The 11,823-nt window shown below is 64.0% G+C and carries 10 protein-coding genes; all 10 read left to right on the top strand.

Features of this window, described 5'->3' with window-relative positions:
• The first annotated feature begins 77 nt into the window (after positions 1 to 77).
• On the top strand, positions 78 to 1,571 hold the full coding sequence (scpC, locus tag HU752_RS01600; RefSeq protein WP_186689110.1) for a succinyl-CoA:acetate CoA-transferase ScpC: 1,494 nt from the start codon (positions 78 to 80) through the stop codon (positions 1,569 to 1,571).
• 325 nt (positions 1,572 to 1,896) lie between these two features.
• On the top strand, positions 1,897 to 2,112 hold the full coding sequence (locus tag HU752_RS01595; RefSeq protein ID WP_017902681.1) for a DUF1127 domain-containing protein: 216 nt from the start codon (positions 1,897 to 1,899) through the stop codon (positions 2,110 to 2,112).
• A 378-nt stretch (positions 2,113 to 2,490) separates the two neighbouring features.
• Positions 2,491 to 2,808 carry a DUF2388 domain-containing protein gene (locus HU752_RS01590; RefSeq protein WP_017902680.1) on the top strand — a complete coding sequence of 106 codons (318 nt, stop codon included), beginning with the start codon at positions 2,491 to 2,493 and terminating at the stop codon, positions 2,806 to 2,808.
• Positions 2,809 to 2,996: 188 nt separating this feature from the next.
• A complete protein-coding gene (locus HU752_RS01585; protein WP_186689108.1) occupies positions 2,997 to 3,290 on the top strand; it encodes a DUF2388 domain-containing protein in 294 nt (97 codons plus the stop codon).
• A 25-nt stretch (positions 3,291 to 3,315) separates the two neighbouring features.
• Positions 3,316 to 3,636 carry a DUF2388 domain-containing protein gene (locus HU752_RS01580; protein WP_017129178.1) on the top strand — a complete coding sequence of 107 codons (321 nt, stop codon included), beginning with the start codon at positions 3,316 to 3,318 and terminating at the stop codon, positions 3,634 to 3,636.
• Entirely contained in the window at positions 3,633 to 5,594 is a 1,962-nt protein-coding gene (locus tag HU752_RS01575) for a DUF7844 domain-containing protein (RefSeq protein WP_186689106.1), read from the top strand. The genes HU752_RS01580 and HU752_RS01575 overlap by 4 nt, the downstream gene beginning before the upstream one ends.
• A gap of 574 nt (positions 5,595 to 6,168) precedes the next feature.
• Positions 6,169 to 7,476 (top strand): CitMHS family transporter, encoded by a 1,308-nt coding sequence (locus HU752_RS01570; RefSeq protein ID WP_186689103.1) that lies wholly within the window; start codon positions 6,169 to 6,171, stop codon positions 7,474 to 7,476.
• A 69-nt stretch (positions 7,477 to 7,545) separates the two neighbouring features.
• The gene (locus HU752_RS01565) at positions 7,546 to 8,316 is read left to right on the top strand and encodes a TerC family protein (RefSeq protein WP_186689101.1); all 771 of its coding nucleotides are present in this window, start codon (positions 7,546 to 7,548) and stop codon (positions 8,314 to 8,316) included.
• Positions 8,317 to 8,526: 210 nt separating this feature from the next.
• Positions 8,527 to 10,185 (top strand): Na/Pi cotransporter family protein, encoded by a 1,659-nt coding sequence (locus HU752_RS01560; RefSeq protein ID WP_186689099.1) that lies wholly within the window; start codon positions 8,527 to 8,529, stop codon positions 10,183 to 10,185.
• A 55-nt stretch (positions 10,186 to 10,240) separates the two neighbouring features.
• The gene (locus HU752_RS01555) at positions 10,241 to 11,617 is read left to right on the top strand and encodes a M16 family metallopeptidase (protein ID WP_186689097.1); all 1,377 of its coding nucleotides are present in this window, start codon (positions 10,241 to 10,243) and stop codon (positions 11,615 to 11,617) included.
• Positions 11,618 to 11,823 lie beyond the last annotated feature (206 nt).

The following is an 11,823-nucleotide window of genomic DNA, read 5'->3' as shown; positions in this document are numbered from 1 at the left end:
CGACCTTGGTCGCGCGGCGAAACTTTTTGAAACCTCTAGACTGCGCATCTTGCTTCCGTTGCCTGAGAAAAAAATCCATGTACCGTGATCGTATTCGCTTGCCTTCTCTTTCCAGTAAGGTGATGAGCGCGGCTGACGCTGCCGCACTGATCCAGGACGGCATGACCGTCGGCATGAGCGGTTTCACCCGCGCGGGTGAAGCCAAGGCCGTCCCCCATGCACTGGCTGAACGCGCCAAGCAGGAACCGCTGAAAATCACCCTGATGACCGGCGCCAGCCTGGGCAACGATCTCGACAAGCAACTGACCGAAGCCGGCGTACTGTCGCGCCGCATGCCGTTCCAGGTGGACAGCACCCTGCGCAAGGCGATCAACGCAGGCCAGGTGATGTTCATCGACCAGCACCTGTCGGAAACCGTCGAGCAGCTGCGCAACAAGCAGCTCAAGCTGCCGGACCTGGCGGTCATCGAGGCGGTGGCGATCACCGAAGACGGGCATATCGTGCCGACGACCTCCGTGGGCAACTCGGCCAGCTTCGCGATCTTCGCCAAGCAGGTGATCGTCGAGATCAACCTGGCGCACAACCCGAACCTGGAAGGCCTGCACGACATCTATATCCCCAGCTACCGCCCGACCCGTACACCGATCCCGCTGGTAAAGGTCGACGACCGCATCGGCAGCACCGCGATCCCGATCGACCCGGCGAAGATCGTCGCCATCGTCATCACCGAACAACCCGACTCGCCGTCCACCGTGACCCCACCGGACAGCGAAACCCAGGCCATCGCCAACCACCTGATCGCCTTCCTTAAAGAAGAAGTGGCCGACGGCCGCATGACCAACAAGCTCGGTCCGCTGCAGGCAGGGATCGGCAACATCGCCAACGCGGTGATGTGCGGCCTGATCGACTCGCCATTCGAAGACCTGACCATGTACTCCGAGGTACTGCAGGACTCGACCTTCGACCTGATCGACGCCGGCAAGCTGTCCTTCGCCTCCGGCAGTTCGATCACCCTGTCGAGCCGCCGCAACAGCGACGTGTTCGGCAACCTGGAACGTTATAAAGAGAAGCTGGTGCTGCGCCCGCAGGAAATCTCCAACCACCCCGAAGTGGTTCGGCGCCTGGGCATCATCGGCATCAACACCGCCCTGGAGTTCGACCTGTACGGCAACGTCAACTCCACCCATGTCTGCGGTACGCGGATGATGAACGGCATCGGCGGCTCCGGCGACTTCGCCCGCAACGCGCACCTGGCGATCTTCGTCACCAAGTCGATTGCCAAGGGCGGCGCCATCTCCAGCGTGGTGCCGATGGTCAGCCACGTGGACCACACCGAGCATGACGTCGATATCCTCGTCACCGAGATCGGCCTGGCCGACCTGCGCGGCCTCGCGCCGCGGGAGCGGGCACGGACGATCATCGACAACTGCGTGCACCCGATGTACCGCGACGCGCTCAATGACTACTTCGAGCGCGCCTGCGCCCTGGGCGGGCACACGCCACACATCCTGCGTGAAGCACTGAGCTGGCACATGAACCTGGAAGAAACCGGGAAAATGCTCGCCGACTGATGGAAACAGTTCCCCGCTGACGCCAACACAGTTTCGTCAGCGGGTGGACCGCCCCACACAAACTAGAAAAAACTGTACTGCTGTACCGGTGTTTTTCCCCTCCAATTTCCCTCTCCACTTCCACAACTGCACAAAAATGCACCAATATCGTGCGGACAGGTACAGTTGCCTCAATTTCGAGCAGTACAGCCCCTATAAACAGTTAACTGGTCCCTCACAATACAGGTGAACTGTATCTAGAGAGACTGGGCAAATGAGAGGATCATTGGCATCAGTCGAAGTTAAACCACTCCCTAATCCCGCCAAAAGCGGAAGGATGTCAACCATGGAACGTACACTCAGTTCCGAACTGTTCTACGAAAACACCGCTACTGAAGCCAAAGCTTCCCTGCCTCTGCGCATTCTGGCCAACCTGATGCTGTGGCAGCGCCGTATCGCCAGCCGCCATCAACTGGCTCGCCTGGACGCTCGCCTGCTGGCTGACGCCGGTATCAGCGAAGCCCAGCGCTACGAAGAGCTGAGCAAGCCGTTCTGGCGCTAAGCAGCGCCCGCTGGCCCTGACCTTCCGGGTCCACCGCCAGCAACCGAATTGAACACACAGAACCCGTCGCGGGAAACCGCGACGGGTTCTGTCGTTTCAGGGCGACGGATTCTTGCGGAAAACCCGTCGAAATCGACGAACAGGTACAATTTCAAAAATAATAAAAACAGACCAGTACAGTTTATGAAATCCGACGAAAAGGCTCTAGAACGGCCATCAGGGCGGCGAAACCGGCTTCCGGAGCCCATGGAACTCCGCCTAATATCGCGGTCATAGGTAGCCCGCAGCGCGGAATGTGCGTCTGAGGTTCATCGTTACCGTGTTCGACTGGCTGCTTCTACCGGGCCATCGTTCCTCTTCATGTCCAGGAGATTCACCATGTCCCGTCTTCGCCTGCTCGGCGCTGCCAGCCTGTTGTGCATGGCCGCCACCGCTCATGCCAGCAGTTTCCTCGTCACCACCGATGCCCTGGTCGGCGCGCTCCAGGCCACCACCGACACCACTTCGGACGCGACCTCGTCACTGCGTGACAACAAGATCGTGCGTGCCGCCCGGGACGACGCCGCCAGCTTCGTCGCCAGCGAAGGCCGCATCCGCGGCGTGAAGCTGGAGAGCGCCTTCGACACCATCCGCCGCCAGGCGCCACAGCTGCAGGCCAGCGATGCGCAACTGGCCCAGGCGATCCTGGCGATCTGACAAACACCCTGTGCCTGAAGGAGCGTGGCTCGCCCGCGAAGAGGCCGGCAAATCTTGCCCACAACCCTGGAATCGCCCACAAAGAGCAGCCACCCCAGGTCCTCACCAGCGCGGCGCAGACCGCTGCGCTGGTCCTGGCCGGCTCATTCCGCTAGCCTTGACGCTCGTTCAATCAGCCATCGAGACTCATGCGTTCATTATCCTTATTGCTCATAGCCCTCAGCTGGATCACTCAGGCCCACGCATTCGACATGACGACCCAAGGCGTCGTGGTCAGCGGTTATGTCACCAGCCAGGTGACCACCGCGCCCTTCGACCATAAACTGATACTGGCGGCCCGGGATGATGCCGCCGCCTTTGTCGCCAGCGACGGCCAGATGCGGGGAGCACAGCTGGAGTCGGCCTTGACCTGGTTACGCCAGAGCCGGCCAAAACTTCATGCAAGCGACCTTGAACTGGCCGAGGCAATTCTCGTCCAATAGCTACTTCTGTATCCGGAGACACTTCATGCGTACCCCCCTGATCGCCGCCACCCTCGGCTTGTTGTTGCTGGCCGACGTGGCCTCGGCGCACACCCTGGTGGCCACCAGTAACATCATCGTCCGTGCCTCGGGTCGCACCATCGACTTCACCTCGGACACCACCACCTCGATCCGCGACTCGAAAGTGGTCCGCGAAGCGCACGACGACGCCGCCAGCTTCGTCGCCAGCCACGGTGAAATCCGCGGCGCACAACTGGAAGCCGCCTTCAACGCCCTGCGCACCCAGGTACCGGAAGCCCGCGACGCCAGCGACCAGACCCTCGCCGAAGCCATTCTCGCCCTGTGAAGCCACTTGCCGGCTGGCTGCTGGCCTGCGCGCTGTTGCTGGTCGGCAACGCAGCCCAGGCCAGCCTGCAATTGCAGCTCGACAGCAAGGGGCTGAGCCCGGCCGAGCAACGCGCCAGCCAGGCCCTGCTGGATGAAGCCATCGCCCACCTGCCGCCCAGTTTCATCGAACGGCTGGACCGACGCATCACCCTGAGCTGGTCCACCCGGATGCCGGAGAACGCCTATGGCGAGGCGTCCCTGGTCTCGGAAGTGGAGCTCAACCGCAACCTGCTGCCCGGCCTGGTCGACGGCTCGGCGGCCACGAAGAAGACCAACCGCCCGCATGGCACCGTGCGCGAGGAAATGCTCGCCACCGTGTTGCACGAGCTGACCCATATCTACGACCGCGCCCGCCTGTGGCCCGACGCCGAGCGCACGCTGATCCAGCGCTGCCGCCGCCAGGGCGACAACACCGGCCTGGTCGGCCTGCCCGATCGTTGCCGTGGCCAGACCGATCGGCGCTTCACCCTCAGTGACGACCCGCGCCTGCTGGACCTCGCCGGCTGGCAGCAGTCGGTCGGCACCCGCGGCCAGCGCGAGGACCACAACAAGCAGGTGGCCCGCAGCCCGGATCTCTACGAGACCACCAACCCCAAGGAGTTCGTCGCGGTCAACATGGAGTACTTCCTCCTCGACCCGGCCTACGCCTGCCGCCGCCCGGCGCTGTACCGCTACTACCAGGAACACTTCGGCTGGGCGCCACCGGCGAAGGACACCTGCGACAAGGCCTTCCCGTTCCTCAATGCCGGCAACGACTTCGGCAAGACCCCGCTGGGCAAGATCGACCCGGAACGGGTCTATGAGGTCGACTACCTGCTGGCCGAAGCCAACCAGAACTGGGTCAGCCGCTGGGGCCACAGCATGCTGCGCCTGGTGATCTGCGCACCCGGCCGCCCACGCGGGCCGGATTGCCGGCTGGACCTGGACCAGCACCTGGTGCTGTCCTACCGTGCCTTCGTCAACGACGTGCAGCTCTCGACCTGGGGCGGCCTGACCGGCGCCTACCCATCGCGGCTGTTCGTGCTGCCGCTGGCCCAGGTCATCGACGAGTACACCAAGACCGAACTGCGCAGCCTGGCCTCGGTGCCGCTGAAACTGTCGCGCCGGGAAATCGAGGAAGTGGTCGAGCACGCCGCCGAGATGCACTGGAGCTACGACGGCAACTACTACTTCATCACCAACAACTGTGCGGTCGAGACGCTCAAGCTGCTGCGCAGCGGCACCGACAACGCCCAGCTCAAGGGCCTGGACAGCATCATGCCCAACGGCCTGCTGGAAGTACTCAAGGGCCGTGGCCTGGCCGACACCAGCGTGCTCGACGACCCGCGCGAGGCGCTGCGCCTGGGCTATCGCTTCGACTCCTACCGGGACCGCTACCAGGCGATGTTCGAAGTGCTGAAGCAGCACCTGCCGATCAAACAGGAGACCGTCGAGGACTGGCTGACCCTGCGCCCCGAGGAACGCCGCCCGTGGTTCGCCCAGGCCGACCTGCGCACCAGTGCCGCCTTGCTGCTGCTGGAGCAGGCGGGCTATCGCCGGCAGTTGCTGCTGGCCCAGGACGAGGTCAAGCAGAAGTACCTCGGCGGGCGTGACATCCAGGACAGCGGCATGGACCAGGCCAACCGCACCCTGCAGGCGATCCTCGCCAACAGCGGCTTCCTCAGCCGCCCGGCGGAACTGCTGGGCAGCGGCGGCTACGGCCTGCCACAGCCGGGCGAGTGGCAGCGCCTGGAAGCCGAGAGCGCCCAGCGCCAGCAGCAGTTGCAGCGCCTGACCGGCGACCTCGACAAGGAAGTGCGCAAACTGCTCGACCCGGCGCGCGAAGCCGAGATCGAGGCCAGCGAAGCCAACCTGAAGATGGTCGGCGAACACCTGCGCAGCCTGCACAAGGCGGCGGGCGGCCTCGAACTGCCCTGATCCGGAAGCGGTGGTGGCCGTTGCGCCCCTTTCGCGAACAAATCCTGCTTTCATGGTGATCGGGCCTATGTGGCGAGTGGGCTTGCCCGCGCTCGGCTGCGAAGCAGTCGCAAGCCCGGCAAAGCCGGTTTTGCCTGGTACACCGCGTGGGTCGACTCCAGGGCCGCTCCGCAGCCCAGCGCGGGCAAGCCCGCTCGCCACATAAGCCCCACTGCCATACAAACCCGCTCGCCACAGTAATCTTGTCAGACACCCATGCCATGAGCGCCGCCAACCCTGTGGGAGCAGGATTCATCCGCGAAAAAGGAGACACCCTTCAGAAACCAACCTTCAGCCACGAAAGCTGGCTGAAAGCTTCCCCCATTAGCATCGCCTCACCACCGGCAACCAGACCGGTCGGCCGGGTCGTGCCCCACAGGCGCGCCCAAGGCCCAATCAACAACAACAATGGTGATACCGATGTCCGCTACGACCCGCCTGTTCGCTGCAAATCCGCCCGTAACGCCCGCGCCCGCCCTGCGCTGACCCCAGCCGCTTCGCCTTTCCCTAGCCGCGTTACGCCCGGAGTACCCCCATGCTGACTTTCCTTGGCTTCGCCATGGTCATTACCTTCATGTACCTGATCATGACCAAGCGCCTCTCGGCGTTGATCGCCCTGATCATCGTACCGATCCTCTTCGCCCTGTTCGGCGGCTTCGGCGCCACCATCGGCAAGATGATGATCGAAGGCATCACCAAGCTCGCGCCGACCGGCGTGATGCTGATGTTCGCCATTCTCTACTTCGCCCTGATGATCGACTCCGGCCTGTTCGACCCGGCCGTGCGCAAGATCCTCAAGCTGGTCAAGGGCGACCCGCTGAAGGTCTCGGTCGGCACCGCCGTGCTGGCCCTGGTGGTCTCGCTCGACGGTGACGGCGCCACCACCTACATGATCTGCGTCGCCGCCATGCTGCCACTGTACAGCCGCATCGGCATGAGCCCACGGATCATGGCCGGGCTGATCATTCTCGCCGGCGGCGTGATGAACATGACCCCCTGGGGCGGCCCGACCGCGCGCGCCGCCAGCGCGCTGCACGTCGACCCGTCGGACATCTTCGTGCCGATGATCCCGGCGATGTGCGCCGGCGTGCTGGCGATCCTGCTGATCGCCTACTTCTACGGCAAGCGCGAGCGGGCCCGCCTGGGCGAGCTGCACATCCTCGGCGACGACATCGACCACAGCGAAATCAGCGTCTCGCAGTTCCCCGAGGCGCGTCGGCCGAAACTGATCTGGTTCAACGGCGCCCTGACCCTGGGCCTGATGTGCGCGCTGATCGCCGGGCTGCTGCCACTGCCGGTACTGTTCATGGTCGCGTTCAGTATCGCCATGATCGTCAACTATCCCTGCCTGCAACAGCAGAAGGACCGCATCGCCGCCCACGCCGGCAGCGTCCTGGCCGTGGTCGGTTTGATCTTCGCCGCCGGCATCTTCACCGGTATCCTGTCCGGTACCGGTATGGTCGACGCCATGTCCAAGAGCCTGCTGGCGGTGATTCCACCGGCGCTCGGCCCGTACCTGGCGGTGATCACCGCACTGGCGAGCATGCCGTTCACCTTTTTCATGTCCAACGATGCGTTCTACTATGGTGTACTGCCGGTCCTGGCCGAAGCCGCCAGCCACTACGGCATCAGCGCGGTGGAAATGGCACGTGCCTCGATCGTCGGCCAGCCCGTCCACCTGTTGAGCCCGCTGGTCCCGTCGACCTACCTGCTGGTGGCACTGGCCGGCATCGAATTCGGCGACCATCAGCGCTTTACCCTGAAATGGGCGGTACTGGTCTGCTTGTGCATACTGGTAGGAGCACTGCTGCTGGGGACATTCCCGCTCTTCGGCAGTCTATAAAGACAACGATTCACCGCCCGCCCGGCAAGCACCACCAGGCGGGCCCAACACTCGAGCAAAGGAACACACATGGATTGGCTGACCAACCCGGAAATCTGGGTTGCCTTCTTCACCCTGACCGCCCTGGAGATCGTCCTGGGCATCGACAACATCATCATGATCTCGATCCTGGTCAGCCGCATGCCCAAGCACATGCAGCAACGCACCCGGATCTTCGGTCTGGCCCTGGCGATGATCACGCGGATCATGCTGCTGCTGTCGATCACCTGGGTCATGCGCCTGACCGACGATCTGTTCGTGGTCCTCGGCCAGGGCATCTCCGGGCGCGACCTGATCCTGTTCTTCGGTGGCCTGTTCCTGCTGTGGAAAAGCTCCCAGGAGATCTACCACGGCCTCGAGGGCGAGGATGAAGAGGCCGGTGAAGGCCCGGCAGGCAAGGGCGGCAACTTCCTCTACACCATCATCCAGATCGCGATCATCGACATCGTGTTCTCCCTGGACTCGGTGATCACCGCCGTGGGCATGGTGTCCTTCGTACCGGTGATGGTCGCGGCAATCATCGTCGCGGTACTGGTGATGATGCTGGCCTCGAAAACCATCGGCGACTTCATCGACAAGCACCCGTCGCTGAAGATGCTCGCCCTGTCGTTCCTGATCGTGGTCGGCACCGTGCTGATCGCCGAAGCGTTCGACGTGCACGTGCCGAAGGGCTACGTCTACTTCGCCATGGCGTTCTCCCTGGCGGTCGAGGCGATCAACATCAAGATGCGCACCGCGATCGCGAAAAAGAAAGCCCAGCAGGATCCGGTGAAACTGCGCAAGGATGTTCCGGGTCAATAGACCCGACGCGCCAGCGAAACAGCAGGAAGGGGCCGCATGGCCCCTTTTTTTTGTCTGTTCTTCATGACAGTTTTGTTTCAGGAGCGCCGGCAACCATGCGATGCTGGCGCTTGTCCCGATAGCCGGCTAAAGCTTAAGGACAAGACGTAGACAAGCACGCGAGACATCCAACTTGCCCCCTTGGGGCACCAGCATCCCAGGGGGCCCACCATGCTGACCCTGCTCAATCTGCTTTCCGCCGTGACCCTGCTGATCTGGGGCACGCACATCGTCCGTACCGGCATCCTGCGGGTCTACGGCTCCAACCTGCGCCAGGTGATCGGCCAGAACATGGCCAGACGCCCACTGGCGTTCATCGCCGGTATCCTGGTCACCGCCCTGGTACAAAGCAGCAACGCCACGGCGATGCTGGTGACCTCCTTCGTCGGCCAGGGCCTGATGGCACTGACCCCGGCCCTGGCGACGATGCTCGGTGCCGACGTCGGTACCGCACTGATGGCCCGGGTACTGACCTTCGACCTGTCCTGGCTGTCACCGCTGCTGATCTTCCTCGGGGTGATCTTCTTCCTCTCGCGCAAGCAGACCCGCGCCGGGCAGCTTGGCCGCGTCGGCATCGGCCTGGGGCTGATCATCCTCGCCCTGCAGCTGATCGTCGAAGCCGCCGCACCGATCACCCACGCCCAGGGCGTCAAGGTGGTCTTCGCCTCGTTGACCGGCGACATCCTGCTCGATGCCCTGGTCGGCGCGCTGTTCGCGATGATTTCCTATTCCAGCCTCGCCGCCGTGTTGCTCACCGCGACCCTGGCCGGCGCCGGGGTGATCGGCCTGCCAGTGGCGATCGGCCTGGTGATCGGCGCGAACATCGGCAGCGGCGTGCTGGCCTTCCTCGGCACCAGCATGCAGAACGCCGCCGGCCGCCAGGTGGCGCTCGGCAGCCTGCTGTACAAACTGATCGGCCTGCTGTTGATCATTCCGGTGCTCGGCCCGCTGGTGCACTGGCTCGACGGCCTGGACTTCCGCCCCCAGGAGTTGGTGATCGGCTTCCACCTGCTCTACAACACCGTGCGCTGCCTGATCCTGCTGCCCAGCGTCGGGCCAATGGCACGGCTGTGCAGCTGGCTGCTGCCGGAGCGGCCGGAGGCCAACGGCAAGCTCAAGCCGCGTCACCTCGACCTCGCGGCCCTCGACACGCCTGGCCTGGCACTGTCCAACGCCGCCCGCGAAACCCTGCGTATCGGCGACCTGATCGACAACATGCTCGACGTCATGCTGGATGTGCTGCGCGGCAAGCAGACCACCGTGTCCATCGAGATGCGCCGCCTGAGCGACGACGTCGAGGTGCTCTACAACGCGGTCAAGCTCTACCTGGCGCAGATGCCCCGCGAGGACCTGGGCGAACAGGACAGCCGGCGCTGGGCGGAAATCATCGAGCTGGCGATCAACCTGAAGCTGGCCGCCGACCTGGTCGAGCGCATGCTGCGCAAGGTCCAGCAGCAGAAGACCGCCAAGCGCCGCTCGTTCTCCGAGGACGGCCTGGAAGAGCTGGCCGGCCTGCACAGCCAGCTGATCGACAACCTGCGCCTGGGCCTGTCGGTGTTCCTCAGTTCCGATGCGGAAAGTGCCCGGCAACTGCTGCGGGAAAAACGCCGGTTCCGCGCCCAGGAACGGCGCCTGGCCCACGCCCACGTCAGCCGCCTGCAGCGCAAGATCGTGCAGAGCATCGAGACCAGTTCCCTGCACCTGGAGCTGATTGCCGACATGAAGCGCCTGAATTCGTTATTCTGCAGCAGTGCCTACGTGGTCCTGGAAACCTCCGAGACCGGGGCGCTGGCCTCGGAAGAAACGGCCGATATCACTCACTCGCCTTGAACGTCCACGGCTCGACCGTTGTCTGTGCGTAGGAACCTGTCCGCGGAAGTTGGTTATGCGTTGCCTGCTGTTCGTTTGCCTGCTGTTCACGCTGCTCCCCGCCCAAGCCCTTGATCGTTTCCAGGTCGAGGGCTATCAATTGCCCAACGGCCTGCAACTGCTGCTCAAGCCGGGCAGCGAACGCGGGCACGTGTCGATCCGCCTGGTAGTGGGTGTCGGCTTCGACGACTTCGCCTGCGCCGACAAGGAACTGCCGCACCTGCTCGAACACCTGCTGTTCAGCGGCATCGACGCCGGCGGCGAAGGTGGCCTGGAGGAGCGCATGCAAGCCCTGGGCGGCGAGTGGAATGCCTATACCAGCGACGCCGATACCACCTTCGTGATCGAGGCGCCGGCCAGCAACCAGCGCAAGATTCTCGACCTGCTGCTCGCCGTGCTGACCAAGACCCATTTCAGCGATGCCGATATCGCCGCCGCCAAGCAGGTGGTCGAACGCGAGGACGGCGGGCACTACTCGCACCTGCAACGTTGGCTGGACATCCAGGAAACCGGGCATCGCAGCAGCGAACAACTGGCCGTCGAGCTCGGGCTGAAATGCCGCGAGCGGGCCGGGGTAGCGCACCTGAGCCGGGAGCAACTGGAGGCGGTGCGCAAGAACTGGTACGCGCCGAACAACATGACCCTGATCATGGTCGGCGAACTCGACCGCCTGCTGCCGGCCTACCTGGATCGGGTATACGGCGCACTGGAGCCGGTCGAACCCAACGACCACCTGCCGCTACCGCAGATCCTTCACCACGGCGCCGCCCAGCGCGACCTGATCCGTGGCTGGGTCGGCAATGGCGCGAAGATCCACTGGCTGTTTCCCGAACCGGTGCTGGAAGACCAGCCCGACGCGGCCATCGACCTGCTCAAGGATTACCTGGACTGGGCGCTGTATCGCCAACTGCGCCTGGCCCACAGCCTGTCCTATGGGCCCTGGAGCGAGCGTGAGGTGCTCGGCGGCGTCGGTTTCTTCAGCCTCAATGCCGATGTCGAACGGGACAATCTCGACCAGGCCAGGCAGGTACTGGCCGACCTGAAGGCGCAGTTGCTCAGGGACGGTCTCGACCCGGCCACCTTCGCCCGCCTGCAGCAGGCCGCGATCGCCCGCCAGGCCTGGGCGGTGCAGGGTAACAGCGCGCTGGCCGACTACTACTGGGGCGCCCTGGGCGATTACGAGGACGGCCACTTCAGCAACCCGGCCAAGACCCTGCAGGCGGTGACGCTCAAGCAAGCCAACCAAGCCCTGCGCAAGCTGTTCGAACAGCCGGGCTACCTGCGGATCGAGAAGCCGCTGCTCAGCTATGACCAGTTGATGTGGCTGGGGGTGGGGCTGCTGGCCTTGCTGATCATGATCCCGCTGGGTTGGCGAGCCTGGCGCCGGCGCTAACAGCACCTCCATGTCCGATCGTTCCCATGCTCCGCGTGGAATGCCTCCCTGGACGCTCGGCGTCTGCTCTTGTGACGCAGAGCGTCACAGGCTGCGTTCCCACGCGGAGCGTGGGGACGATCAGGCAAGGGGGACCGCCAGGCAGCGGGATTGCTCCCATCCCTTGCGTTAAAACTGTATTGTCCGATCGTTCCCACGCTCAGCGT

Origin of the sequence: Pseudomonas vanderleydeniana (genome assembly GCF_014268755.2) — a bacterium.
In the GTDB taxonomy this organism is placed as follows: domain Bacteria; phylum Pseudomonadota; class Gammaproteobacteria; order Pseudomonadales; family Pseudomonadaceae; genus Aquipseudomonas; species Aquipseudomonas vanderleydeniana.
Note: the sequence above shows the minus strand (reverse complement) of the source record. Positions and strands in the feature narration are given on the sequence as shown.

Excerpts from the sequence above, each read along its gene's own strand:
- HU752_RS01565 (WP_186689101.1), top strand. The coding sequence starts at position 7,546 with ATGGATTGGCTGACCAACCCGGAAATCTGGGTTGCCTTCTTCACCCTG.
- HU752_RS01560 (WP_186689099.1), top strand. The coding sequence starts at position 8,527 with ATGCTGACCCTGCTCAATCTGCTTTCCGCCGTGACCCTGCTGATCTGG.
- HU752_RS01570 (WP_186689103.1), top strand. The coding sequence starts at position 6,169 with ATGCTGACTTTCCTTGGCTTCGCCATGGTCATTACCTTCATGTACCTG.
- HU752_RS01580 (WP_017129178.1), top strand. The coding sequence starts at position 3,316 with ATGCGTACCCCCCTGATCGCCGCCACCCTCGGCTTGTTGTTGCTGGCC.
- HU752_RS01590 (WP_017902680.1), top strand. The coding sequence starts at position 2,491 with ATGTCCCGTCTTCGCCTGCTCGGCGCTGCCAGCCTGTTGTGCATGGCC.
- HU752_RS01595 (WP_017902681.1), top strand. The coding sequence starts at position 1,897 with ATGGAACGTACACTCAGTTCCGAACTGTTCTACGAAAACACCGCTACT.
- HU752_RS01585 (WP_186689108.1), top strand. The coding sequence starts at position 2,997 with ATGCGTTCATTATCCTTATTGCTCATAGCCCTCAGCTGGATCACTCAG.
- scpC (WP_186689110.1), top strand. The coding sequence starts at position 78 with ATGTACCGTGATCGTATTCGCTTGCCTTCTCTTTCCAGTAAGGTGATG.
- HU752_RS01555 (WP_186689097.1), top strand. The coding sequence starts at position 10,241 with ATGCGTTGCCTGCTGTTCGTTTGCCTGCTGTTCACGCTGCTCCCCGCC.